This is a genomic window from Pontibacterium sinense, assembly GCF_015209595.1.
GTDB classification, from domain to species: domain Bacteria; phylum Pseudomonadota; class Gammaproteobacteria; order Pseudomonadales; family Balneatricaceae; genus Pontibacterium; species Pontibacterium sinense.
Map to the genome: position 1 here is coordinate 19,210 of NZ_JADEYS010000006.1, position 26,104 is coordinate 45,313.

Below are 26,104 nucleotides of genomic sequence, written 5' to 3' on the forward strand. Positions count from 1 at the left end.
ATAAGGGTTTCACCGATGTTCAGTTCATCCCGGACGCTGCGGCAGTCTGTTTTTTACCTGCTGTTTTTACTGCTGATGCTGGTGTCATATCGCCCCGCGCTGGCTGCTGACGGCACTGAAGCGATCCCGCTGAATACGTCGATCAAAGCTATTTTCCCCAAGGCCACTCGCTTTGGAGAGCCAGAACAGAACCCGCCGGTCGTGCCGGTGTATCAGCTGAACGAGTTGCTGGGATACGCCTTTAAGAGTACTGACCTGAGCGACCTTCCGGGCTTTTCCGGCGACCCGATCAATCTGCTGATCGGGATTGATACTCGTGGAAAGTTTGTGGGTGTGCAGGTGCTCAGTCATCACGAGCCGATCTTTATGCACGGTTTGGGTGAAGGGCCGATGTTTAACTTTATCCACCAATATGTTGGGCGCTCAGTTAGAGATCGAATCATCATCGATAGCCGCCGTGCATCGCAGTCTGATGGCAGTGAGAATGGCACGGTGTACTTCGACGGTGTAACCAAAGCCACCGTCTCTGTGCTGGTGATCAATGACATTATGTTGTCGGCTGCACTGAAAGTGGCGCGGGCAAAGCTGGAGGGTTTTGAACAGGCAGCGCCGTCACGGGTGCGTGAAGACGTATTTGAGCCACTGAACTGGTCGCAAATGACGGAGAAAGGGTGGGTTAAACGCTGGCAGCTATCGGTCGATGAAGTGGAGGGCGGGCTCGGTGACAGCATCGCCATATATCCTGAGATCGATATCGATGAATCAATGAGCGAGGACGGCTCGGCCCTGTTCAGTGATCTGTACTACGCCTATCTGAATCCACCCTCAGTGGGGCAAAACCTGCTGGGCGTGGAAGAATATGCGCGCCTGATGAGTATTCGAAAACCGGGTGAGCACTTATTATTGGTCGCTTCTAACGGGCCGTTCCCGTTTGTAGAAGAGGGCTTCCGGCCAGGCACCGTACCCACGCGCATTGGTATGAGCCAGAACGATCTGCCGGTGGATATTCGGGATATCGATTTTCTCGACGACACCGGATTCCAGTCGGGTGATGGGCCCTATCTAGAGCGGGCGCATATCTTCCGCATCAAAGCTCAGGCGGGGTTTGATCCGGCACAGCCGTTGCAGATGCAATTTAATCTGGACGTGAAACGTAACCATCTGATTCGTGATCAGGCGAGTTTTAGTGACCAGTACGGATTGCCTGAGCATCTCTTCGAGAAGGTCGAGATCGAAGAGTTTGTGCAGGATCCTCTGTGGTTACGCATTTGGAAAGACCGGATCGGTGATACCGTTGTGATGTTGCTTGCGCTGGTGGTTCTGACGGGGCTGTTTATCTGGCAGCATCGGATGACTCAGCACAGTGTGTGGTTCCACCGTTTCCGCTGGGGATTCTTGCTGTTTACGTTGGGGTTTGTTGGTTTTTATACCCAGGCGCAGCTGTCCGTGGTCAATATCTATACCTTGCTCTTAGCGCTGGTGGACGGCTTTGATATTAGGGTGTTCCTGCTTGATCCGATTATCTTTGTGCTCTGGACTTATGTGTTTATCAGCCTGTTCCTGTGGGGGCGGGGGCTGTTCTGTGGCTGGTTGTGTCCGTTTGGGGTGATGCAGGAGCTGACCTCAAAGCTGGCCAAGTTGCTGAAGATCAAACAGTTCAAAATATCGGACCAGCGTCATCAGCGGTTGCAAAAAGTTAAGTACGTGATTCTGCTGGTACTGGTTGGCAGCGCGTTCTTCTCGCTCAGTCTGGCTGAAAAGATGGCGGAGATTGAACCGTTCAAAACAGCCGTGACGCTGGTTTTTGTCCGCAGCTGGCCGTTTGTACTCTACGCGGTGTTGCTGCTGGCGGCGGGGTTATATATCCACAAGTTCTTCTGCCGTTACCTCTGCCCATTGGGTGCAGGTCTGGCGATTCTGGGGCGTTTCAGTGTCTTCAAATGGCTGAAACGTCGTAAGGAGTGCGGTGCACCTTGTCAGTTGTGCAAAGTGCGGTGTGAGATCGATTCGATCAATCGGGATGGTTCTGTTGATTACGATGAGTGTGTTCAATGTCTGGAGTGCATTGTGATTCTGAATAATGCTGATCAGTGTGCGATTGAGCGTTCGCAGCGGAAGCAGAAGAAGGCTGGGCGGATATTAGCGACAGAGATCTAAGGAGGTCTGCTTTTACGATGGGGTTGATGTATGGGGTTGTAGCCGTAGTCCCTGAGAGAAGTTGTTTGGTAGAGCGCCGAAGCGAAGGCCGTGTAGGTATTTTTGTAGGGCAGCCCTTTAGGCTGCCGGCAGGTTGAAACCTGCCCTACAGGAGAGGGTTGTAGCCGTAGTCCCTGAGAGAAGTTGTTTGGCAGAACGCCGAAGCGAGGGCCGCGTAGGTGTTTTTGTAGGGCAGCCTTTTAGGCTGCCGGCAGGTTGAAACCTGCCCTACAGGAGGGGGTTGTAGCCGTAGTCCCTGAGAGAAGTTTTTTGGCAGAACGCCGAAGCGAGAACAGTGTAGGTGTTTTTGTAGGGCAGCCTCATCGTCATCGTAGGTGATTAGGCTGCCGGCAGGTTGAAACCTGCCCTACAGGAACGGAGGGTTGGTCGCCTCTGCTACTGAAGGCAGTTTGTACTGGCTTAGTAAACGCTTGGGCCGCTTGGTTTAGCGACTTCCGGCAGGTCATCCTTAAAGCTGCGCGCCAACTCGTCAGAGGCTTTCATCAGCAAGGCCGTATCTGAACCAACGGCCACAAATTTCGCACCCAGTTCCAAATAACGGCGCGCCAGTGTGCGGTCGGCGATCAGAATACCGGCCGCTTTGTCGGCAGCAACGATACGGTTGATCGCGTCTTCAATGGTCGCCTGCACGTCGGGATGGGCAGGGTTGCCGATGTGCCCCATGGAGGCGGACAGATCGGACGGACCGATAAAAACACCGTCAACACCGTCGGTATTGATAATCTCATCCAGATTTTCGACCCCTTTAGGGGTTTCTACCTGCACTAAGACACAGATCTCATCATTGGCGGTTTGCAGGTATTCCGGCGTGCGGTTAAAGGCTGATGCCCGCGCCAGTGCACTGCCAATGCCGCGAATCCCTTGGGGTGGGTAGCGGGTGGCAGCGACCACTTGGGCGGCCTGTTCACCGGTTTCAACCATCGGTGCCAGAATCGTCTGCACACCCAGATCCAGCAGTTGCTTGATGCGCACGTGGTCCGGCCATGGCGGACGCACAATCGGTGCTACCGAGTACGGAGCCATCGCTTGCAGCTGACCAAGGATCGTTTGAAGATCATTCGGGGCGTGTTCTGCATCGATCAAGAACCAGTCGAAGCCTGCGCCCGCCAGCAGCTCAGCGGTGTACGAGTTGGCTAATCCCAGCCAGAGACCAATCTGGGCCGGTCCGTTTTTGATCTGTTCTTTAAACTGGTTTTTGGGTGCCGCCATGACCGACCTCCTTAAGCAAAGTTAACGCTGATAGAACCCAGCTTGCCGTAATCGACATGGAAGGTATCACCCTTGCGTGCCGGTACCGGACGCGTGAAGGAGCCACCGAGAATGATCTGACCCGGTTCGAGTGTTACATCGTAAGGTGCCAGTTTGTTTGCCAGCCATGCCACGCCGTTCGCAGGGTGGTTCAGCACACCCGCAGCGACACCAGTTTCTTCGATCACACCGTTGCGGTACATCATCGCGGAGACCCAGCGCAGATCCAGCTCGGTTGGCTTGATTGGACGGCCGCCGAGAATAATGCCCGCGTTGGCGGCATTGTCAGAGATGGTGTCGAATACCTTACGCGGACGGCCAGAGTCAGGATCAATTGACTGACTGCGCGCATCGATCAGTTCCAGTGCAGGCACCACGTAATCGGTGGCGTTATACACGTCGAATATCGTGCAGTTCGGGCCTTTTAGCGGTTTAGCCAGAATGAAGGCCAGCTCTACCTCAATACGGGGGACGATAAACTGATCGGTTGGGATATCCCCGCCGTCCTGAAACAGCATGTCGTTCAGCAAGGTGCCGTAGTCTGGCTCATCAATCTGGGATGACTGCTGCATCGCGCGGGAGGTCAGACCGATCTTATGGCCGATCACACTGCGGCCTTCGGCCAGCTTCATCTCAACCCATTTACGCTGAATCGCGTATGCGTCTTCGATGGTGATCTCCGGGTGCTGCAGCGAGAGCTGACGCACCTGTTCACGGGTTTTCTCCGCCTGATGCAGCTGGTTCGCGCAGTCGTTGATGATCTCTTGAGATAACATGGTTGTCTCCTTAGGCCTTCAGGCTGCTGACGTATTCATCTTCGCTGATGATGTGGTTGGTCAGGCGACCAACTTTTTCGACCTCAATCACCACTTCATCACCCGGTTTCACGTCGGCCAGACCTTCGGGGGTGCCCGTGAAAATCATGTCGCCCGGTGACAGGGTCATGATGGCACTCAGATATTCCACCAGAAAAGGAATATCAAAGATCATATCCTTGGTATTGCCGTGCTGTTTCAGCTCACCGTTGATGTATGCCTTCAGCTCAAGGTTAGACGGATCACCGACTTCATCAGCATCGATGATGAACGGGCCGACCGGTGTGCAGGTATCGCGGCTTTTCACACGCAGGTTAGGGCGGTAGTAGTTTTCCAGGTAGTCGCGGATCGCGTAATCGTTACCCACCGTGTAGCCACCGATGTAATCCATGGCATCTTCGCGGCTGACGTTTTTCGCTGTTTTGCCGATGATCGCTACCAGTTCTGCCTCGTAATGCATGTAATCGACATTATCGGGGCGGCAGGTTTTCTGATTGTGACCGATCAAGGTGTTCGGGCCTTTCAGAAATACCAACGGTTCTTCCGGTGCGCTGAATGCCAGCTCAGATGCATGATCGGCGTAGTTCAGCCCCAGTACGAAGATTTTCCCGTCGCAAGGTGGCAACCAGTGAGCGTCGTTTTCATTCAGCGTGGTGCCATCCGCCAGCACGGCCTGATGGTCGTTGTTGACGGTAACGTCGGTTGGCTGGCCGTTGTGCAGAATTCGTGCGCGTTTCATGATGCGATCTCCTGTTCAGCCACAACAGGGTTTTCCAGGCGGCCAATCTGTTCAATTTCGATAGCGACAGTGTCACCGGCTTTTAGCGCCAGCTTGTCAGTGCGTGGCGGGGTACCGGCAATCAGCAGGTCACCCGGCTGTAGGGTGATAAAGCTACTCACATATTCGACGATCTCTGCGATACCGTAATGCAGTTTGGCGGTCGTGGTGCAGTGCTGCATTTCGCCGTTGATATAGGTGGCAACCTGCAGAGATTCCGGTGCTTTCACGTCTGCAGCATCCACAACCCACGGGCCGATGGGGCAAAAACCGTCACGGCATTTCGCTTTCACCGCCGGACGGTAGAACGAGTTTTCCGCTAGGCTCACTTCGTTGACCACGGTGTAACCTTTCACGTAGTCCAGTGCATCAGCCGCCGATACGCGGGTGGCCTGCTGACCGATGACGACGCCCAGAGACGGGCCTGCATAGATCGTTTCACCATCCGCCGGAGCTGGGATGGCTACGCCGTTACCGATGTGGGTGTTGTCGGTTTTAATATGCAGCACCGGGGTTTTCGGTGGATTTACATGCGGCTTTTCATTGAACGCTGCGTCCATCTGATCACGCAGATCGCTGTGGTTGAGGGCGATACCCAGCACAGTGCCGTTGATAGCCGGTAGCCATTGTTGATCCTGGCTGGCAATCAGATCAGTGCCGTGATCTTCCGTCTGATTACAGGCTATACCTGCTTTAAGTATTCGGCTGTGCCTCATAGTAGTTCCTCTTTATCGCGTTGTACGTGCAGCATGAACGTTTCAGGGCAGGGCGCGGATATATGTCTATATATGCAGTAAGCGCGTGCACTGAATATTATTTAATATGTTAATTATTCTATGCGCAGTTCCTGTTTTGTCAACTGATTAATATCTTAAGAAACTGTCTGTTTCTCAGGTGCAAAGCATTGACAACGGTTAAGATCATAACTAAATTAATTAACATATTAATTAGTTGCTCGTGTTTAGCTCTTTATGAGTGCCGGTTATCAGCTGATACAGCTCAACGGTGAGTCCCGAGCCCAACTATAAACAGAACAATGGTAAAGAGAATTGGAGCGCAGAGATGATTAAGAACCTCATCAACGGTCAGTGGGTCGAGAGTAAAGAGACCTTCGAAACTGTAAACCCGGCAACCGGTGAAGTGTTGGCAGAAGTTGCACATGCATCCCCTGAACAGGTGGCTGCTGCGGTTGCGGCGGCTAAAGATGCATTCCCTGCGTGGGCGAACATGCCGGTGGCGAAGCGCTCAAAAATCATCGAACGTCTGGGCGACCTGATTGCAGAGAACGTTGAAGAGCTGTCGATTCTGGAAACCAAAGATACCGGTCTGCCAATCTACCAGACGCAGAAAGCACTGGTGCCACGTGCGGCCAACAACTTCTACTTCTTCGCTGAGATGGCGAAGCAGATGAATGGTCACACCTATCCGGTGGATGATCAGATGCTGAACTACACGCTGCACCAGCCGGTGGGCGTGTGTGCGTTGATCTCGCCGTGGAACGTACCATTTATGACCGGCACTTGGAAAACGGCGCCGTGTCTGGCGCTGGGCAATACGGCGGTGATGAAACAGTCTGAACTGTCACCACTGACCACGGATTTCTTAGGCAAACTGGCGCTGGAAGCGGGTATCCCTGCCGGTGTTTTCAACATCGTACACGGTTACGGTGCGACCACCGGTGATGCGCTGATCCGCAATGATGATGTGAGTGTGATCTCCTTCACAGGTGGCACGTCTACGGGCAAACATATTATCGCCAATGCCGGACTGAAGAAGTTCTCTATGGAGCTGGGTGGCAAGTCACCGGTGATGATCTTTGATGACTGTGATTACGAGCGTGCGCTGGATGCCGCGTTGTTTGGCATCTTCTCGATCAATGGCGAGCGTTGCACCGCGGGTTCTCGTATCTTTGTTCAGGAAAGCATCTACGACAAGTTTGCTGCGGACTTTGCCGCACGCGCAGATAAAATCTCCGTGGGCGATCCGATGGATATGGACACCAAAGTGGGTTCTCTGATCTCCAAGCCACACTGGGACAAAGTGACCGGCTACATCAACATCGGTGTAGAAGAGGGTGCGAACCTGATCGCCGGTGGTGAAAAACCAACCGATCTGTCTGCGGATATGCAAAACGGTCACTTCGTACGTCCAACCGTATTCCGTGATGTCACCAACGACATGCGTATCGCACAGGAAGAGATCTTTGGTCCGGTTGCCGTGCTGATTCCATTTAAAGACGAAGCGGACGTACTGCGCATGGCGAACGACAACGAGTACGGTCTGGCGTCTTACCTGTGGACCTCTGACAACGGCCGCGTACACCGTATCGGTCGTCAGATTGAAGCGGGTATGTTGTTTGTGAACAGCCAGAATGTACGCGACTTGCGTCAGCCATTTGGTGGCATTAAAGCATCCGGTACGGGCCGAGAAGGCGGGACCTACAGCTTTGAAGTGTTCTCTGAGCTGAAAAATGTCTGCATCAGCATGGGTGATCATCACATCCCTAAATGGGGTGTTTGATTCGGTCGTTCTGTAGGAGCGTACTCTGAGCGTGGGAACGGAGGCGGTTTGACAGCGTTGTCACCGTCTGTCGTTAAGGCGTTTCAGAACGAGTTGCAATCAGAGAGTGGTCTGCATTCCCACGCAGGAGCGTGGGAACGAGGGTACGATTTGGCGTGAGTCGCGTCAGGGATTGTTGTCACAGGCGTATTGTTTAGAAAATGGAGAGGTTTAATGCCCCATTTTATCGTTGAGTATTCTGCCAATCTGCATGAACAGCTGGAGTTTCAGGCGCTGTTTAAAGAGTTGCATGAATATGTGGTGTCTACCGGCGCTTTTCCGCTGGGTGGTGTGCGCAGTCGGGCGATCCGTTGTGAAGATTATCGGGTGGCAGATGGTCGGGAGGAGTTTGCTTTTCTTAATCTCAATCTGAAGATTGGCCACGGGCGGGATATGGCGTTGAAAAAAGAGGTGGCAGAGAAAGTATTCGCCATCCTGTGTGACTGGATGAAACCGGTTACGGATAACGGTTACTGCCAGATCTCCTTTGAGATGACCGAACTTGATCCGGTGCTGAAGTTCAACAAAAACAACATTCATACGTTGTTTAAATAACGTTTCAGGTGTGAGCCTCTGCGTTTAAGGCGGAGGTTGAAGTGTGCTCTGGTATCTGGTGAAAAGGGTCGTTTCAGTTTTCGGACAGGTCATGTCTTGTTGCTACCCGCTTTCTGTCACCCCGGATATCGTCTGTCGACATGCGCTGTTGGCAATTGACCACCTCAACATCTGAGGTGGTCTTTTTTTATACAGCTTTTAAGTCTCTTCGCCTAATTCCGGTGTTATCTAAGCACTATCTATCGGTTATCTGTGGATTAGCCCCATCTAATTGGGCTTCTCGCCTGAAATTTTTTTCTGTTCCGATTAGAATCTATGGCATTCAACTCAACATCTGGTAAGAGTAATTCCGAATGGGAAGAAGTTTTGAAGTCCGTAAGGCCAGCATGGCTAAAACCCAGGGTGCCCGCGTAAAGATTAACTCCAAGTTTGGTAAAGAGATCTATATGTGCGCCAAAAATGGTGGCATAGATCCGAACGGCAACCTGACACTGCGCCGTTTGATGGAGAAAGCGAAGAAAGAGCAGGTCCCTACCCACGTTATCGATCGTGCGCTTGAAAAAGCACAGGGTGGCGGCGGCGAAGACTACCATCCGGCACGTTATGAAGGTTTTGGTCCGGGCGGTTGCATGGTGATCGTGGATTGCCTGACGGATAACAACAACCGTACCATCGGTGATGTACGTATCTGCTTTAACAAAGCTAAAGCGAAGATGGGTACGCCTGGGTCTGTTTCCCACATGTTCGATCATCAGGCCGTTCTGGTCTTTAAAGGTGATGACGAAGATGCAGTGCTGGAAGCACTGATGATGGAAGATGTCGATGTAACCGATATCGAATGTGAAGATGGCATGATCACCGTTTTCGCTCCACACACTGAGTTCTTCAAGGCAAAAACAGCAGTTATTAATGCATTCGCCGATGTTGAGTTTGAAATCGATGAAATCTCTTTCATCCCTCAGACTTCAACGCCGCTGAGCGGTGATGATGTTCCAGTCTTCGAGCGTTTCCTTGAAATGCTGAACGACTGTGAAGATGTGCAGCAGGTTTACCACAACGCTGAGATCGCTGAATAAGCATCAGACGCGACTATTCTGAAAACCCACCTCGGTGGCTGTCCTAGCTGGACGGCTATCGAGGTGGGTTTTTTATTGCCTGAAATTGGCTGAATCGATGATTCCTGATGTGACTGATTTGTAAGGAAACGTCTTTCAGTGGGGGGACTTTGATGTATAAATACAGTGACCCTAAGGCGGTACGCGTAGGAAAGCAGAATAGGAATTGAACGATCTGAAGGAGCGTATTATGAGCTATCCAAAATTGAGTCGTGGTGATCGCGGGGCTGATGTAGAGCGTTTGCAAACGCTTTTGAACCGGGTAGGGGCCATGCTGGAAGCCGATGGTATTTTTGGTGGTGGGTGCCAGCGAGGTGTGATTTACGTACAAGCATTGGCTCAACAGCCGCAAACTGGCGTTGTCAATGAGTCGCTTTGGCATTGGCTGGAGGCGCAGCCTGAGCCGTCTATGTTGTTGCATACTAACGGTCTGGCGTTTATCGCCATGAAAGAGACTGGCGGACTAAATTATTACGATCAACATACACGGTTGCCACACTTTCCCGGTGAACAGAGTGGTATCACTATTGGTGTTGGTTACGATCTGCGCTGGCAAAACGAAGCCAGTTTTAGAGCACTCTGGAGTCGTCATCTTTCTGAGGAAGCGATCAACGAGCTGGCAAAGGATATCGGTAAAAAGGGTAGTCAGCCTCGTGTCGAAGTGCTGCAGCAGATGGGCATTGATGTTCCGTTTTCAGCGGCATGGCCTGTTTTTGTCGAGCACACCATCCCTGATTATTACGCTCAGACAAAAGCGATCTATCCGTCCATGCCCCGTTTACCGGCACTGTGCCGTTCAACACTGGTGAGTCTGGTCTATAACCGTGGGCCCCGGCTTGGAAATTCTGATCGTCGCAAGGAGATGCGTGAAATTCGCGATATCCTGATCCGGGCAGACCGCAGTGACAGTCATGCCGAGAAAGAGTCAATTCTAGGTTTGGTCGCGGATGAGCTGCTATCGATGCGTCGTTTGTGGCCGCATAGTGCTGGTCTGCGTAAGCGCCGTGAAGATGAAGCAGCGTTATGGCATCAGGGACTGGAGGATTGGAGCTGACCGGGTATGCCTTATCGATAGACTGTATGAATCAGCTCAGTCGGCGAGTTTCAGATCGGTTTCATCGACCTGCTCTATGATGGATGTCTATTCGGCTTTAAGAAGAGAGTGAGGGTGATGAGGTTAAATATCAATGGTGCGTTACTGGCGTTGTTATGGGGTATTAGTTTAACCGCGATAGCTGAGCAGCCGTTTAATGATAGGGGTGCTGTGTATAACCCGATGGAATTTGTGCGCACCATTCCAACAGGAGAAGGCGCATACACGCTGGAGTTTAGGAACGAAGAAGAGTCCTACTTCACCAACTTTCTGGTGACGTCTGAAGGTGTAATCGCTTTTGATCCTCTATCTGATTCGGCCGCTTGGGTTTACGCGGATCTGATCGAAAAGTACGCGCCAGGCCAGCCATTGCTGGCGATCGTATACTCTCATCTCCATACTGACCATATCGCAGGTGCGCGGGTTCTGCGGCATCGTTTTGGTCAAGATGTCCCCATTATTGCGCATGAAAGAGTGCTGAAATTCTTTCAGCGGCATCAGGTGCCGTTTATTGATCTGCCGACGAAAACCGTTAGTGATCAAGGAGCCGTATTTACCTTTGGTGATCGAACGATACGGCTGCACTATCTCGGTGACGCTCACACAGCCTCCATATTAGTGCCTGAGGTACCGGAATTAAGAATGGCCTACGTGTGTGATTTTGCGAGTAATAATGTGGTTGGTTGGACTGACTTACCCGGTATTGATATTGACGAGATGTTAAGCATGCAGCGTAAAACGCTTCAGTTGGATGTTGATACCGTATCGTTCTGCCACGGACAGCCGGATTCACTCAAAGCAGTGCAGGGACAGCTGGATTACTTTGAGTCGGTGTTCAAAGCCAGTCAAAAGGCGTATCAAGATGGACTGAGTGAAGATCAGGCCGCTGAGCGTATAGACCTGCCGCAATATCGCCACTTTTCTAACTACGATGATTGGTTTTCAGGAAATGTGCGGGCGATGTATCGCTGGGCAAAAACAAAGCATCAGGACTAAGCGTCAGAACCAACGCGATCAGAAGGCGGGGCGGTGTAGACATAATGTGTCAACGCCCCGCGTTTGAGTGGCCGGGTGTCAGCCTAAACCAACTTTAATGCCCAACAATACCAGTCCGGCACCGATCACGCGCTCCAGACCACGACGAATTTGGTTCAGGCGGGACTGAATACCCGGACGAGATAGCAACAAAATAATCAGACACAGCCACAGCGCTTCTGTCACCAGCGGTGTTGCGCCATATAGCATCATCATCTTCCAGCCGTGGGCCGCATTGATGATCTGGCTGAACAGGGCGATAAACATCAGCAGAAGTTTAGGGTTTAGTAAGCTGACCATCAGGCCGCTAAGAAACGGATTACGCAGTGATAATGCGTCGTGTTGACCATCCACATCGTCAGCGCTGCTGCGAGTGAGCAGGTAAGTGACACCCATGTACAAGAGGTATGCGCTGCCAAACCAGCGGATGGCATCGTAGAGTGCCGGGGTTTCGCTTATCAGGGCGGTGATACCCAGCATCGAAGCAACAACATGAACGGACAGTCCTACTGAGAGTCCGGCAACGGTGATAAAAGCGCCTTTCTGATCCCCATTCAGCGTTCGACGTAAAACCAGCGCGGTATTCGCACCCGGCACCATCGCACCCGCAAAACAGATTCCCGCCAACAACAGCCACTCGTTCATGTTTACTCTATCCAATACTGATCCAATATGCGGGCAGTGTAGGGTGCGCCGGTTCGCATCACCAATCAGAAAACAGGATGAAGGTTATATCGAAAATGATATGGCTTTCTTGATATTGGGTGTTGAATTGTCGTCCGGTATACCCACTCTTTTTTATAGGGTGGACTAAGGCAGGTGGGGGGCTTCTTCGCGGACGGTATTGAACAGGGTTTCACGCAGATAACGGTGCGCTGGATCGGCCTTCATACGGTGATGCCAAATCATGTAATAGGCACTGTTTCCGATTTCCAGCTCCTGGGGCAGTTCTCGAATCTGAAGGTTATAACGGTAGCCAAGATCGTTCGCGATATGCTGTGGTAGGGTGAGCAGATAATCAGACCGTGCGGTGATGGCCAGCGCCGAGTGGATAAAAGGTACGGTGACTTTCAGTTGGCGGTGAAGATTAAGTCGTGCAAGGGCACCATCAACCGCGCGGATTTTGTCACCCCCGCCGGTGACGGCCAGGTGTTCGGCGGCCATGTAGTCATCCAGCGTGAGATGGGTGGTCTGTGCCAGTGGATGCTCAATGCTCATCAGGCAGCAGAAACCATCAGATCCTACCTGTCGACCGTAGATATCATCGGGTACCTGATCGAGATAGCAACACGCCAGATCTAACCGGCCCTGCCGTAAGCTATCCATCATAGACGGTTTCCAAAGATGAAAATGGATGCCGATACCCGGTGCGTTCTTTTGCAACTCCGCAAGGAAGCTAGGTGCCAGTTCCTGAGTCACATAGTCGGTTGAGGCAACGTTAAATTGTCCCTGATAGCCGGCCGGTTCGAACTGGTTGGGCGTAAACAGTGCTTCGAGTTGGTTGAGCGTTGGAGGCAGCTGCTGCCAGATCGATTCGCCTCTGGGGGTGAGATGCATGTCGTTGCCAACGCGGACCATCAGTGGATCTGCGAATATTTCGCGTAGTTGTGACAAGTTACGACTCATTGCGGGCTGGCTGATATGGGCCAGATCGGCGGCTTGGGTGACGCTGTGTGTGCGTAACAAGTGGTAAAGCGACAGTAGCAGGTTGAGGTTGATCTGTGAGAGTTCCATAGCGGTCAGCGTATCAGTTCAGGTTATAACGATAAAGTATTACCTGCTCGCTCTGGCAATACCAGATAATGGTGCCTATATCGTGAATATCTTAATAAAAAGGGATCAGTGTGACATTAGCGACCTGGCTTTCCATTCTTGCAATATGTGTTCTTGGCGCAATGACACCCGGCCCGAGTTTGGCCGTTGTGTTACGTCATACAGTGACGAACTCCCGCCAGCACGGCTTCGCTGCTGCGATATTTCATGCTGCGGGTGTTGCCTTGTGGGCATTGTTGACGGTTTGGGGGCTTGCCATTTTGGTGACAGAATCACCTTTGCTCTTCAAGGCGATCACATGGGGTGGCGCAGGGTATCTGGCGTGGCTGGGTTTTAAAGCGTTGACCGCAAAAGGGCAAGGGGTGCTGAATGTTGGTCAGGCTCCTCAGGTCTCCTACTGGCGAGCCGGTGTTGATGGCTTGATGATCTCTTTGCTGAATCCGAAGCTGGCGTTGTTCTTTATTGCGCTCTTCTCTCAGTTTGTATCTGCGGATCAGTCGTTAAGCGATCAGATGATCATGATGGCGACGGCAGGGGGGATCGATGGCTTGTGGTATGTGCTGGTGGCGCTGCTGTTTTCCCAATCCCGCATTCTTGCGGGCTTGCAGAAGCATACTAAATGGATCGATCGTATTACCGGTGGAATTTTTATGGGGCTGGCAGCACGCGTGGTGACATTGTCTTAATTGCCCATCGAATACGGTTACTACAGATACAAAGAACCCGGCTATAGGCCGGGTTCTTTGTATCTGTGCTTATTCTGTAACGTGAGCGTCTTCTGGGTGCTTGATGGCTAGTTGGCGACGGCGTCGATATTCTCGTGTGCCCACATTGCACTGGTTTCATAGGCTTCGCGATACAGAAACACATCAATATCAGAATCCAGGTTATCCCACTGGCCCGCCATATAGTGCTCTGTATTACGCAGTATATAGCCCAGCATTCCGCTACGATCAGAAAGGGCTGCTGTAATATCGTCACTCATTGGCAGACGTTCCAGCAGTTCTTCCTTACTGATACCCAGCATCGCATGTACGGTAGACAGCATTCCGACCAGAAAAGCAGAACTTGAGTTCACACCCGCAGTGCGTTCGGCAATTGTCTCGCACATGTAGCTGGTGGTCAGTGTTTGTAACGTCAGTTCTGACGGCTTATCTGAGTTATTGGACAGAGAGATCAGAGTGGCCCATTTCTTAATTTCGCCAAAACCGATCAGGACGATGGCTTGTGCCAGGCTTTCAATTTTCTGTACCAATGCAAAACGCGAAGAGTTGACGATCCTCAATAGCTTGAGTGTCAGGTTCGGGTCACGAATGATGATGTTTTCAAGATGATCGGGGGATGTTTGTGGATCATCGAGTGCGGCAAGGAGCTCAATTAATACCAGCTCATTGTCCGAAATTTTGCGGCCTTCAATCACTTGTGGGCGAGACAGGAAATAACCCTGAAACAGTCTAAATCCCAGATTTACACACTGCTGAAACTCTTCTTCCGTTTCAATCTTCTCTGCCAAGAGCGCCACTTTAAACGGTTTGAGTTGCTCGACCATTTTGAGCAGATCGTTGTCACGGGTGATCGTTAAATCAATTTTCACGATGTGTGCAAGGTGCAGCAGCGGATCGTGCGCGGGCGAATATTCGAAATCATCCAGGGCGATACGATAGCCCGCTGAGGCCAGGTGACGTACAGCGTTAATCACTTCGTCGGTGACTTCCACATCTTCAAGTACTTCCAGAACAACCTGTTTATTGTCCAGTGCGGGTAAGGTATTTCCGCTCAGGAGGTCTTCGGTGAGGTTGATAAATACAGGAACAGGGCGTTGATTGCCCTTGTCGAAAATGCTGATGAAGTTGTTTACCAGTACGTCGCAGGTTGCCTGATTGCCATCAAAAACGTTGGCTTCAGTACGACTTGCAGAGGAACGGTAGAGAAGTTCGTGCGCCACGACTCGTAGATCACGGTCAAAAATTGGTTGGCGCGCCATCAGAATATCGGCGGAAGTGTCTTCCATGTTGTAACTCAGGCCCTTATGTTTTCTTAATTCAAGCACCGTTGTTTAAAAGGGGCAACAATTCATTTCGATATTCAGGAATAAGTGGTCTTATTAATTGATCTAAGCTGGGCGTTGGTGGTGTTTTATACAGGTGGTGCATTCGTTTCAGTCATCGGCTTGCGACTGCCAGAGGCCAGTATTAATCCCAGTACGATGCCCAGCAATGCGGCAAAAAGCACGCGATACTCACTTGGCAGCAAAAACGTCAGGGTATGGCAGGGAATCCAGAACAGCGGAATTGTCTTTTTTAATACAAAAGACCAGAGGCGTTGCCAGTTGATTTCCGTCAGTATTTTCCCAAAGTATAGGGGGCGAACCAGACATATCAGGCGGCCTTGATGTGAACTGATATGCAGATCAGTGATTTTGTGAAAGGTCATCAGCCAGACGCCAAACGTTAGATTCATCGCCACGCTAATGGCAAAGGCGACGAGAAACCGATCCAATGACAGTGGTCCGTTTAATGCCTCTGCTGCGTGATCCATGCCGAGTAAGCTGAGTGCGACAGGGACACCTGATACGTAGATTACAAAACAGAGTTTGATACAGATACCAAACACCCCCCACACGACCGCTTTGGGCAGTACACCAAATGTAGCCAACGGGTAGTGTCCTGTCACAATTCTAAGCCCCAAAACTTCACCGTACGTTGCCAGAATCGCAAACTTGATAAAGCTCGCGAGCAGGGGGAAATCGTGGCTGACAGATTTTAATGTCCCGGCTGGATCATCCATCAGGACAAGGGGCGACAGCATTGCGCAGGTGAATAACAGAAACGTCAGATCAGATCGTTTTATCACAGGGATGCGTGCCTCGGGATGTGGCTTATTTTGAATGATTGATCGCGTATTGGTGACTTACCCATGATAGAAGGGGGGCAAAAAAGATAAATGCGATTAAGAGCACAACACTTGTGTGCATAAGGAAAGGAATGCTTTGTGCGACGGCGGCCCCTGTAATCAGTTGAATGAAACCCATTAAACCGGAGGCAGTGCCTGCCTTGCCTGATGAGCAGCTAATCGCTGCGAGCTGCGCGCTGGGTTGGCTCATACCTCGGCCAAAGGTGAGCATAGCCATCGGTAGAAATAGCGTCACATAGTGCAGCTGTTCGGTGAGGGTAAAGGCAAGAAGTAAAGCCGCTCCAAGCAAAGACATGCCGTTCCCAAGGCGGATCATATTATCAATGCGCAGTCGGGCTGATATTCGTGTGGAGAGAAAACTTCCTGCCATAAAGGCAAGCGATACGCTCAGAAACCAATTGCCGAAATCGGCGGATGTACCGCCTAACTGGTTGACCACGATATAGGGCATGCTGCCGACAAACAGATAAAATGCGCAGGCGATAAACGTAGTCGATAAGGTATAGCCCAGATAGGCGGACGAGCGCAGGACCTCTCTGTATTGATTCAGAATGGGGATTAATCCCAATGAGGTGGTTTTTTCCGTGCCGGTCTCGGGTAACCGTAGGATTGTCAGTACCCAGATTAAGGTGCTGATCATCAGTGATAGATAGAAAATACTGTGCCAGTCGAGCCAGAGATTGATGTATCCACCGACGGTGGGCGCAATTGCCTGAGCAATCGCGATGGCCATCACCACATATCCCATCTTGTTGGCGGCACCGTCTCGCCCATGAATGTCCAGCAGTATTGTGCGTACCAGCACCATCCCTGCGCTGCCACCCAATGCTTGCAAAATACGCCCGCCGACCAGCTGGTTAATATCCTCTGCGGTTGCCCCCAGCAAACTGCCGAGCAGGTGTAATCCCAGTCCGACGATCAATACCGGTCTTCGTCCGAAGTAATCAGACAAGGGGCCGCAAATCAGTTGGCCTATAGCGAGTGTTAGCAGGAATAGGGTAAACGTTAACTGGATGGTACTGATGTTCTGTTCCAGGCTTTGCGCTACGTCTGGCATTGCCGGGATAAAGGCATTCAGCGCCAACGGGCTGGCCATGGCAATACCCGCCAAGAGCAGTGAAGAGGGGGCTTTAACAGTTGTATGTCTGGTCAATGGGGAGAGTCTATCCTTAACAATTGAAGCGTGACGCTACAATCTCATTTTAAACGTTCAGCTCAGGTCGGTGAAGAACGCTGATCAAGCTAGGTCCGTCGGGTGTCTATTTTCAAGAGCCCGTGCGCCGACAACTATCGGCGACCTGAGAATCTAGCATCAGTGCTAGCTCGTTCAGAGGAACCGGCTTGCTGAACAAATATCCCTGAACCAGATCGCAGTTGTATTGTTTGATGAACGTATATTGCTCATCTGTTTCTACACCCTCTGCGACAACCTTTAAATTAAGGTTGTGCGCCATATCAATAATGGTCCGGATAATCACCTCGTCACCGCTATCCTCTCCAATGTCACGCACAAAAGAGCGGTCAATCTTTAGAGTATTCAGTGGCAGTTGTTTCAGCCGGCTGAGAGAAGAGTAGCCGGTGCCAAAATCGTCAATCGAGATCTCTACGCCTAACGAACGGATCTTATTCAGGTCCTCGTAAAGCCGTTCTACCTCAGAGGCGATCATTGTTTCGGTGATCTCCAGCTCCAGGTTCTGGGCGGGAAATCCAGTTTCATCCAGGATGGTGCTGACGCGTTTGTAGATATCCTTATATATCACATGTGCAGGGGACACATTGACTGCCAGAGAGATGTTCGGTTGATTGCTGCCAAATAGCGATTGAATCTGTAAGCAGGCGTTTTTACATACCCAGTCGTCGATCGTGCCGATCAGACCACAATCCTCAGCAAGGGGGATGAACTCATCTGGGGATATATAACCTTCGTCGTCATCAAGCCAGCGTATCAATGCCTCAACGCCGACCAAACGGTTGTTGCAGGTATCCCATTTGGGCTGAAATTGGATGGTAAACAGGTTTTCGCTGATCGCATGGCGAAGCTTGTTTTCCAGCAGCAGACGTCGCTCTGCACATGCGGTCATCTCCTGACTGAAGAAGTTCAGCTGGTTTCGACCAGCATCCTTGGAACTGTACATTGCAGTATCGGCGTTCTTGAGGATAGTGGCGGCGCTATCTCCATTGTTTGGATAGATACTGATACCGATGCTGGTGGTGACCTGTAGGTTGTAACCCTCTATGTGAATCGGTTGTTTGACCGTATCAATGACCTTTGCAGCAGTATCCGCTGCTGCATTTGGTGAACTGTCTGGTAGCAGGATTGCAAATTCATCCCCCCCGAGGCGAGACAATGTGTCGCTGCTACGCAGGCACCCGGCGAGACGTTTGGACATCTCAATGAGTAACTTATCGCCCACGTGATGCCCAAGACTGTCATTGATACTTTTGAAACGATCCAAATCGAGAAACATAACTGCAATCTGTTTTTTGTTGCGCTGAGCAAAGTTAATAGCGGTTTGCAGGTTATTATCGAAGGTTGCCCGGTTCGCTAACCCTGTCAGGGTATCGTGAAATGCCTGGTGTTCGAGTTGTTGAGCGAGCTCCAATAGCTCTGAGGTGCGCTCTTTAACCTTGTCTTCCAGCTGGGCGTGCGTGTCCCGCAGCTCGTTATCGCGCAGCTGAATCTGGTTCAGCATTTCGTTGAAATCATCGGCCAGGCTGCCAATCTCATCCTCTGATATTTTCTCTGCCCGTAACTCGTAGTTACGGGTGTCTGTCACTTCACGGGCGGTGCGGGCCAGGTTTAGTATCGGTCGGGTGACCAGTCGCTGCGCGGCATTGGATAGCAGTACTGCAACCAGTAGCGACAGAAGAAATAACCCCATCACAATTGTCATACGATGGATCTGCTGTTGTTGCCAGCTGCCCAGTTCTGAAAGCAGCACGATACTGCCAATCACCTCGTTATCAAGTGTGACAGGTTGTTGCACATACAATGTGCCCCCAAGCGATCCCTCTTCACTTGTCGGAGGAGTAAGAGGCAAGGCGGTATTATCACGTTGGTAACCGGCAAAGTGCTGTTTTTGGCGGTCAAACAGTACGGCGCCAATGATGTCTTCGGTTGCTTCCAGCGTGGTCAGTGTTCGCTTTGCAGCATCCGCGTCATGGAAGGTCAATGCGCCAATACTGTTGTTGCCGATAATGCCAGCCTGCGAACGCATTCGGTCGAATATTGCATTGCGTGAGTCAACCCAGTCGCTGATGGCAAAACCCAGCGTGACCATGGACAGGACTGTGCAGCTGACGATCATGAGTAGCATCATCAGCTTTTTTCGCAGTGATTTTCTTCCAATACTCATGATATCTCAGGGTTCCGGATCAATTATTCTGGCCAGCTTGAGCAGCTCGGAACTCATCGAGAGTCGTCGTGCTCTGACCTCTGTCAGGTTGACCTCAAAGCCTATGGTCTTGCCCTGACGTACCAGATTCATCGTAACAGCGGGATAAGTACGTTGTTTGGGCTGTTGGCCTGTCATATCCGCAATGGTCAATACAGGTTTAGACGGTCGTTGTTCTGACTCCGCAGTGAATCGGGAGAGTTGTGATGGCGGGATAAGCAGGATGTCGCAGTGACTGCTGTCGGAAAGGCTCTCGATAATGTGTTTTTGAACCCTGCGTTGTTGGATCTGTTTGCCGTCGATTGACGCGAACCCACGACCCAGGCTCTCTTTGCGATAAAAGCAGATGTTAAGTGTTGTCGGTCGCACTTTCTGCACGTCGTCAGGCCAGGTGACAAATTTGCCAATATTGAAGATAAACGCCGCTTTGATCAGATTGAGCTTTTTGTTTGGCGATGCGGCCTGACCTGATACCGGTACGATGGACAGAACCAGCGCAATAACCAGAGACATAAGGCTCAGCGGCATAAATCGCGACAACGCAACGTCTGGTGCAGGTGTTCGTTTAAACAAAGACCGTATCATAAAAAGTCTTTGTCCCACTGTAGGCGTATCCAGATCTCTCGTTCGCTTCTTTCGTTGTTGTGCTGAGAGCCAAAGTCAGCCGCTGGATCAAACACCGTTTCGTCTAACAGATTGTCCACACCAAAGGCGTAGTTAAGCGCCGGTGTGATTTGGCCAAAGCCGAACAAATTGGCAACGACGAATGCTTCGGCATCATCAGCGGTAAAGCTATTAGTATCTGGTCGGCCGTTATTGTGGATTACCGAAAAACCAAGGGTGTGATCGGGGTGATACTGGTAATCCACTTTAAGACTACCGCTCCAGGACGCCAGATAAGGTAGCGCACCCGTTGGTGTCTTGGATTTGAGATAAGAGATGCCCAGACGCAGGTTTAGTTTGTCCGTAGGGCGAGCATTGAACAGTGCCTCTAACCCGTGCATCCGATAGGTATCGTCACTGTTGGCAAAGTACTCATCTTCATCATCCGGCGTGGGTACCTCCTGGATAAAGTCACGCAGCTGGCTTTGAAACAGGTTAAGACTCAGGTTCGCTTCATCCCACTGATAAAGGTAGCTCAGTTCTAACTGATGTATCTCTTCTGCATCGACGGCAGGAGGCTGAAAGCTGGTATTCTCCAGCACCTTAAGGTATTCGCGGAATGTAGGGGTGCGAATGGCGGTGCCGTATTGTACTTTCCACGTTTGCTGCGTATCTGGCGTCAGCACCGCTGCCGCCCTGTAATTAAAGTAACCGCCGAACTGTTCAAAGTGGTCGTAACGGCCACCAATGGTCAGGCTCAGGTCGGGATTAAGCTCCCAAACGTCTTGTACGAACGTTGCGAAATTGTTGTTGCTTATACCCGGTTCGGATAGCAAGTTGCCTGTGCGGGTCGGGCTAAGGAAACCATCGCGAAAATGAAAAGAACGCTCAAAATCGGTTCGTTTCGCCTTTTCATATTGCCAGCTCGCTCCTGCGGCTAAGACGTGATCATTCCAGCGTTTCAGCCCCGTCACTGAGGCGCCGGCCATGGTTGAGTTCTGGTATTCCTCATATCCAAGTGCACGGGTATTTTGTTCTATCTCATATTCCCGGGCTTTGTCGTTACGATAATACAGAGTGCTTTCTATGCGTCCTGTGTCTACCGTACCGTAATCGTAGCTGGCAGACAGGGTCAGGTTGCGCTCTTTAATGAATGCATCCTGTGTAGGTGGGATGTAGAGAAAGGGTGTTTCGTTATTGTTGTACCCGAGTGACAGCGTTAGCCCCGGTAATGGTGTCGCTTTGAGCTGGAGGTTGGTGTAATCCTCATCCAGCGGCTGAAGGAGATCACTGCCGATAAAGCTTTTCCTGTCTTCGTCGAACGGTGCATCTTGGCCCAGATAGCTGCCAAAAGCCTGAAAGTTCTCGCTGTTGTAAAAGAGAGTCCCTTTCCCCCGATTGTTGCTGGCGGCTTCAGCAGAAGTCTCTAGAGAGGGCTGATCTGTAAAGCCTCGGGTGGTGATGGAGATAATGCCGCCAAATGCGTTGGCCCCATACAGGCTGGAGGCCGGTCCTAAGATCACTTCAACCTTTTCGATGTACTCCAGTGGCAGATTGTCACCCAGGGCAAAGTGTCCGTAATAGAGGTGTTGTATTCGTACACCGTCTACCATCAGTACCATTTTGTCGTTATAGCGATCCAGTAAACCCCGTGCCCAGACAGAGCGGTGACGTTTGCGATACTGGTTGAGCTGTAAACCGGGAACAAATGACAAAAGATCTTCCAGCCGACGCACCCCAAAGCGTTGGAAATCGTCATGACTGAAGGTATATAAGGTACCTGGTGCCTTGCTGGTTTGTGTCGGAACAAGGGATGCTGACGTAAAAACATCCAGGGCGACGAGATCTTTCAGCGACATTGAAGCGAAATCTTTGTCGTCGAGCGATGCTGCGTTGACTTCATAGGGGATGGCGAACAGGGCGCACGCCAAAAACGTTGTATTAAAGGAGCATTTGAGATACTGCATGCTCTCTCACCTCTGGCATCTTGTTATTATCTTAATTGCCGAATGAAAATGAGTTCTGTTCAGGGATGTAGTGATCGTATGGTTACTGTCTTCCAATCCCCTGAAACCGGATTTCAATGTGTGGCGATGTCGTGCCTTCGTCCAATTTAGTTTCTTAAGAATGTCCGGCACACGGTGTCACGGGTTAAAAAATGTTCGAACCACGTAACCTGAATTAGTGTTCCATAATCATGTCTTTTAGTTATTAAAACAAGGGAATAGCGACAAATTCCTGGTTTCCTGGCCTTTATCAACAATCATTTGATTTGGGTTGTATGCTTTTTAAACAGGTTGGTTGCTTTTCGATATATATGAGGAGAATGACTGAGTGTTTTGGTCATAAATAGAGCTGGCAGTGATGAACAACGCGGGGAAATGAAAAGCAGTGCAGAACGTGCACTGCTCGATAGGGAGGCTGAAAATCAGGTAGGATCGCGTACAACCATCAGACGGATTTCTGTCATGTCTTCAATGGCATAACGGATGCCCTCACGACCAAGACCACTGTCTTTTACACCGCCGTACGGCATATGGTCGACACGCCAGGAAGGTACGTCACCGATAACAACACCCCCCACTTCTAACTCATCCCAGGCTTTCTGGGCTTTGTAGATATCGCGAGTGAAGATACCGGCCTGCAAGCCAAAGTCAGAGTTATTCACTTCTTTGAGTGCGTCATCAAAATCAGTAAAACGCGATAGGATAGCGACTGGCCCGAACGCCTCCTGAGTGTTTACATCCAGATCCGGTGCAACGTTTTCCAGCAATGTCGCTTGTAGCATCGCGCCGTCACGCTCACCACCACACAGCAGGGTTGACCCTTTTTCTACGGCATCCACGACCCAGTCGTGCAAACGTGTCGCTTCTTTCTCAGAGATCATTGGTCCAATAAAGGTGTTTTCATCCTTCGGGTCACCCATTGGCAGAGCTTTCACGGCAGCTGTCAGCTTGTCACGCATCTCATCGTACAGACTGTCGTGGACCATAATTCGCTGTACGCTGATGCAGCTCTGACCTGACTGATAATATGCACCAAACACAATACGTGCTGTGGCATCGTCCAGGTCTGTGCCTTCGTCTACTACACAGGCTGCATTGCCGCCCAACTCCAGTACCACCGGTTTCTTACCCGCTTTGGCTTTCAGCTGCCAGCCGACGTCGGGAGAACCGGTGAAACTCAGCAGTTTCAAGCGATCATCCGTGGTGAACAGGTCTGCGCCTCCACGGTGGCACGGCAGTACCGAGAATGCACCTTCCGGCAGATTAGTTTCAGCCAGTACTTCGCCGATGATCAGCGCGCCGATTGGGGTCAGGCTTGCAGGTTTCAGGACAAACGGACAACCGGCCGCAATCGCTGGTGCCACTTTGTGGGCTGCCAGATTGAGGGGGAAGTTGAATGGCGAAATAAAGGAGCATGGGCCAATAGGCACACGTTTCCACATGCCGGTGTAACCTTCCGCACGGGCGGTGATATCCATCGGAATCACTTCACCGTTAATACGGACTGCTTCTTCTGCGGCAATTCGGAACGTATCGATGAGGCGGGTGACTTCGCCGCGGGCATCTTTGATGGGTTTGCCCGCTTCAATACACAAGGCTTCGGCCAATTCCTCAAAACGCTCTTCAAAGCGTTTAACGCAGTGGTTGAGTACGTCCTGACGCTTGTATGCTGGCATTTTACGCATCGGCTCTGCTGCCGCATCTGCTGCAGCAATCGCCCGATCAATGGCGCTCGCATCGGCCATTGCCACTTGAGTCGCCAGTTCGCCACTGAATTTGTCATAGACCGCTAAGTCCTGATTGGGCGCTTCAGGTTTGTTGGCAATGAAGTAAGGGTAAGTTGCTTTAAGCATCTTGGGTCTCCGCAAAAAATAAAGTAAGCCCGGTAAGTGCGCAGTCGATGTCCTGCTGTTCTGAAGCGCCGGAGACGCCAATGGCGCCAACCAACTCATCATTTACGTGTAAGGGCAGGCCACCGCCTATCATCAACATCCGGGGTTGCTGCGACAGGGTTTGTCGCAGATGCCCGTTCTCTTTTAATCGTTCCTGCCAGGTATGGGTCGCAAGCCCGAAGCTGATGGCAGTAAAAGCTTTGTCTTCTGCGATTTGAATCGAATGCAGCGGCGCGCCATTCATGCGCTGAAACGCCAGTGGATAACCGTGACGGTCAAGCACACTGACACAGATCTTGAGTCCCTGATGGATGGCATCGTTATAGATTGCTGTTGCCAACTGATTTGCCATCGATGTGGTGATGCTGGATTGGGAGATGAGTGCTGACATGGAGGTACCGCATAATCGATAAAAAAGGGGCCGAAGCCCCCAGTCGCCTTTTGAACTCGGTGCTCAGTGGTCTTACAGTGAGAACACTACATTGGCCTGGCCGGTACCGGAGCTTGGGAAGTACTCTCCGATCAGCTCGCCTTTGCCTTCATAGTTATCCCAGCCCAGCGCGCCAAACAGCATGGCTGTATCGTGCATACCGCCCTCGCCGGAGCAGTGTTTGGCATATTCAGGCAGCATCTTCAGGAAAGTTGCTGTTTCGCCTTTTTCCCAAAGTTCCAGTACGCGCAGATCCATCTGGCGGTTGAACTCGCTGGAGATGGTAAAGGTGCCGTTGTTGGCTTCGTAGTCGTCGTTGGCCCAGATCTGATGGGAGAGGGAGCCGGATGCGAGTAGCATCACTTTGCTGTCGCTTTCTTTAATCGCTTCCATGATGGCTTCACCCAGCTTACGGGATGATTCCAGGCTATGAACGGTACACCAGCCCGCAACTGAAACGATTTTGAGATCCGGGGCTTCACGCATGATGAAGCGCATTGGCACAACGGTGCCGTATTCCAGATCAAGGCTTTCTACCTGATGGGAGAGGGTAAAGACATCTTTTGCCATCGCTTTTTCAGCGATCGCATCGCCCAGTGCCGGGTTACCCGCGAAGTCATATTCCAGATCCTGGATGAAATGCGGAAATTCGTGGCTGGTGTAGTTACCTTTAAAGTGCGTGTTGGAGTTCACGTGATAACCGGCGTTTACCAACCAGTGTGTGTCTAGTACGACAACAGTATCAGCGCCGGCTTCACGTCCGCGACGACCGATCTCTTTCAAGCCATCGATTGCTTGTTTGCGGCAACCGCGCAGTGGGCCTTCTTCTACTGCTTCAGACAATATCATGGTTGGTACGTGAGTAATTTTTGCAGCCAGTACGACTTCGCCCATCTCTCTTTACCTCATCAGTTTTTATATCGCGCACTTGAATGATGGATCAGACTGGGGCTGATTGCCCGGCTCTGAGAGTCATTAGGTGTGCTTTTAATTAAGATGTTAAGTAAATTAATTAATATGTTATCTAAAGTCAAGCGTATGAAACCTAACTCAGTGTTGTTAATTTTGTAACACTTAGCCTTTAGTCTAAGGTGGTGTGATGTGATAGGGTCTTAGAGCGCAGGACGAAAGGGCATTTCTGTAAGGGTGTGAAGCGCACCGGAGGAATCTTTGTCCAGTGCGTGCAACGTAATAGTGAAGCTGCTCTGAACGATTCAGGGCTTGAGTTTACAGAGTTCTCCGAGCAGTTCGTTGAGCTGCTCCAGTTTGTCTTCGGAAATCTGTTCAGCCAGTGCCTTGTAGCGTGCTTCCAGACGGGGGCTGATATCTTCGAACATCTGCTTGGCCTGATCGGTCAGGCTCAGCAATACACGACGCTGATCTTCCGGGGATTTACGTCGCTGGATCAGACCTTGCTGCTCCAGGCGGTTGATAATACCGGTTAGGCTGGGGCTTAGAATGCAGCAACGCTCAGCCAGTTGTTTGGATTCCAGCTCGGTGTATTCATTAAGCGCACGAATAACACGCCATTGCTGTTCGGTCAGGGAGAACTCCTGCAGGATCGGTCGGAAAAAGCTCATGGTGGCTTCGCGGGCTTTCAGAAGCTGCAGCGGGATAGAGTCTTCGAACTTACGCATGGGGGCAGGGTAATCCTTAAGATATTATCTGTTCTATTGT

General features: G+C 51.1%; 23 protein-coding genes. 7 read left to right on the plus strand and 16 right to left on the minus strand.

Features of this window, described 5'->3' with window-relative positions:
• Positions 1 to 15 precede the first annotated feature (15 nt).
• Entirely contained in the window at positions 16 to 2,157 is a 2,142-nt protein-coding gene (locus IOQ59_RS07345; protein ID WP_228050753.1) for a NosR/NirI family protein, read from the plus strand.
• A gap of 459 nt (positions 2,158 to 2,616) precedes the next feature.
• Here the strand turns inward: IOQ59_RS07345 and hpaI are convergent, their stop codons facing one another.
• The 4 genes from hpaI to IOQ59_RS07365 are packed head-to-tail and all read right to left on the minus strand — an operon-like array spanning position 2,617 to position 5,774.
• A complete protein-coding gene (gene hpaI / locus IOQ59_RS07350) occupies positions 2,617 to 3,426 on the minus strand; it encodes a 4-hydroxy-2-oxoheptanedioate aldolase (RefSeq protein ID WP_193952631.1) in 810 nt (269 codons plus the stop codon).
• Between the two features lie 11 nt (positions 3,427 to 3,437).
• Positions 3,438 to 4,241: a 2-oxo-hept-4-ene-1,7-dioate hydratase gene (hpaH, locus tag IOQ59_RS07355; protein WP_193952632.1), complete on the minus strand. Its 804-nt coding sequence runs from the start codon at positions 4,239 to 4,241 to the stop codon at positions 3,438 to 3,440.
• A gap of 10 nt (positions 4,242 to 4,251) precedes the next feature.
• Positions 4,252 to 5,019: a fumarylacetoacetate hydrolase family protein gene (locus IOQ59_RS07360; protein WP_193952633.1), complete on the minus strand. Its 768-nt coding sequence runs from the start codon at positions 5,017 to 5,019 to the stop codon at positions 4,252 to 4,254.
• Positions 5,016 to 5,774, minus strand: coding sequence for a fumarylacetoacetate hydrolase family protein (locus tag IOQ59_RS07365; RefSeq protein WP_193952634.1), 759 nt, complete (start codon positions 5,772 to 5,774; stop codon positions 5,016 to 5,018). The genes IOQ59_RS07360 and IOQ59_RS07365 overlap by 4 nt, the downstream gene beginning before the upstream one ends.
• 346 nt (positions 5,775 to 6,120) lie before the next feature.
• On the opposite strand from IOQ59_RS07365, the gene hpaE reads away from it, so the two are divergent.
• From hpaE to IOQ59_RS07390, 5 genes are all read left to right on the plus strand, one after another.
• A complete protein-coding gene (gene hpaE / locus IOQ59_RS07370) occupies positions 6,121 to 7,578 on the plus strand; it encodes a 5-carboxymethyl-2-hydroxymuconate semialdehyde dehydrogenase (RefSeq protein ID WP_193952635.1) in 1,458 nt (485 codons plus the stop codon).
• A 213-nt stretch (positions 7,579 to 7,791) separates the two neighbouring features.
• Positions 7,792 to 8,172, plus strand: coding sequence for a 5-carboxymethyl-2-hydroxymuconate Delta-isomerase (locus IOQ59_RS07375; RefSeq protein WP_193952636.1), 381 nt, complete (start codon positions 7,792 to 7,794; stop codon positions 8,170 to 8,172).
• Between the two features lie 353 nt (positions 8,173 to 8,525).
• Positions 8,526 to 9,248, plus strand: coding sequence for a YebC/PmpR family DNA-binding transcriptional regulator (locus tag IOQ59_RS07380; RefSeq protein WP_193952637.1), 723 nt, complete (start codon positions 8,526 to 8,528; stop codon positions 9,246 to 9,248).
• A 229-nt stretch (positions 9,249 to 9,477) separates the two neighbouring features.
• Positions 9,478 to 10,341, plus strand: a complete 864-nt coding sequence (locus IOQ59_RS07385) for a DUF8812 domain-containing protein (RefSeq protein WP_193952638.1) — start codon at positions 9,478 to 9,480, stop codon at positions 10,339 to 10,341.
• Between the two features lie 117 nt (positions 10,342 to 10,458).
• Entirely contained in the window at positions 10,459 to 11,376 is a 918-nt protein-coding gene (locus IOQ59_RS07390; RefSeq protein ID WP_228050771.1) for an MBL fold metallo-hydrolase, read from the plus strand.
• A 78-nt stretch (positions 11,377 to 11,454) separates the two neighbouring features.
• Here the strand turns inward: IOQ59_RS07390 and IOQ59_RS07395 are convergent, their stop codons facing one another.
• Together IOQ59_RS07395 and IOQ59_RS07400 are read right to left on the minus strand one after the other, a co-directional pair.
• Entirely contained in the window at positions 11,455 to 12,060 is a 606-nt protein-coding gene (locus IOQ59_RS07395; protein WP_193952640.1) for a LysE family translocator, read from the minus strand.
• Between the two features lie 165 nt (positions 12,061 to 12,225).
• Positions 12,226 to 13,149, minus strand: coding sequence for a LysR family transcriptional regulator (locus IOQ59_RS07400; RefSeq protein WP_193952641.1), 924 nt, complete (start codon positions 13,147 to 13,149; stop codon positions 12,226 to 12,228).
• Positions 13,150 to 13,259: 110 nt separating this feature from the next.
• Here IOQ59_RS07400 and IOQ59_RS07405 point away from each other — a divergent pair, with 110 nt between their 5' ends.
• A complete protein-coding gene (locus IOQ59_RS07405) occupies positions 13,260 to 13,874 on the plus strand; it encodes a LysE family translocator (protein WP_193952642.1) in 615 nt (204 codons plus the stop codon).
• 107 nt (positions 13,875 to 13,981) lie between these two features.
• Here the strand turns inward: IOQ59_RS07405 and IOQ59_RS07410 are convergent, their stop codons facing one another.
• The 10 genes from IOQ59_RS07410 to hpaR form a co-directional block, all read right to left on the minus strand.
• A complete protein-coding gene (locus IOQ59_RS07410; protein ID WP_193952643.1) occupies positions 13,982 to 15,199 on the minus strand; it encodes an EAL and HDOD domain-containing protein in 1,218 nt (405 codons plus the stop codon).
• A 125-nt stretch (positions 15,200 to 15,324) separates the two neighbouring features.
• On the minus strand, positions 15,325 to 16,041 hold the full coding sequence (locus tag IOQ59_RS07415; protein ID WP_228050754.1) for a hypothetical protein: 717 nt from the start codon (positions 16,039 to 16,041) through the stop codon (positions 15,325 to 15,327).
• A gap of 25 nt (positions 16,042 to 16,066) precedes the next feature.
• The gene (locus IOQ59_RS07420) at positions 16,067 to 17,254 is read right to left on the minus strand and encodes a multidrug effflux MFS transporter (protein WP_228050755.1); all 1,188 of its coding nucleotides are present in this window, start codon (positions 17,252 to 17,254) and stop codon (positions 16,067 to 16,069) included.
• Between the two features lie 112 nt (positions 17,255 to 17,366).
• Positions 17,367 to 19,457, minus strand: a complete 2,091-nt coding sequence (locus IOQ59_RS07425) for a putative bifunctional diguanylate cyclase/phosphodiesterase (protein ID WP_193952644.1) — start codon at positions 19,455 to 19,457, stop codon at positions 17,367 to 17,369.
• Between the two features lie 6 nt (positions 19,458 to 19,463).
• The gene (locus tag IOQ59_RS07430; protein ID WP_228050756.1) at positions 19,464 to 20,069 is read right to left on the minus strand and encodes a YfiR family protein; all 606 of its coding nucleotides are present in this window, start codon (positions 20,067 to 20,069) and stop codon (positions 19,464 to 19,466) included.
• Between the two features lie 8 nt (positions 20,070 to 20,077).
• Positions 20,078 to 22,066: a TonB-dependent receptor plug domain-containing protein gene (locus IOQ59_RS07435; protein ID WP_193952646.1), complete on the minus strand. Its 1,989-nt coding sequence runs from the start codon at positions 22,064 to 22,066 to the stop codon at positions 20,078 to 20,080.
• Positions 22,067 to 22,527: 461 nt separating this feature from the next.
• Positions 22,528 to 23,958: an aldehyde dehydrogenase family protein gene (locus tag IOQ59_RS07440; RefSeq protein ID WP_193952647.1), complete on the minus strand. Its 1,431-nt coding sequence runs from the start codon at positions 23,956 to 23,958 to the stop codon at positions 22,528 to 22,530.
• Positions 23,951 to 24,388, minus strand: coding sequence for a GlcG/HbpS family heme-binding protein (locus IOQ59_RS07445; RefSeq protein ID WP_193952648.1), 438 nt, complete (start codon positions 24,386 to 24,388; stop codon positions 23,951 to 23,953). Before IOQ59_RS07445 ends, IOQ59_RS07440 begins: the two co-directional genes overlap by 8 nt.
• Before the next feature lie 72 nt (positions 24,389 to 24,460).
• On the minus strand, positions 24,461 to 25,321 hold the full coding sequence (gene hpaD, locus IOQ59_RS07450) for a 3,4-dihydroxyphenylacetate 2,3-dioxygenase (RefSeq protein ID WP_193952649.1): 861 nt from the start codon (positions 25,319 to 25,321) through the stop codon (positions 24,461 to 24,463).
• A gap of 320 nt (positions 25,322 to 25,641) precedes the next feature.
• Complete coding sequence (hpaR, locus tag IOQ59_RS07455; RefSeq protein ID WP_193952650.1) at positions 25,642 to 26,064, minus strand: homoprotocatechuate degradation operon regulator HpaR; 423 nt, start codon at positions 26,062 to 26,064, stop codon at positions 25,642 to 25,644.
• Positions 26,065 to 26,104 lie beyond the last annotated feature (40 nt).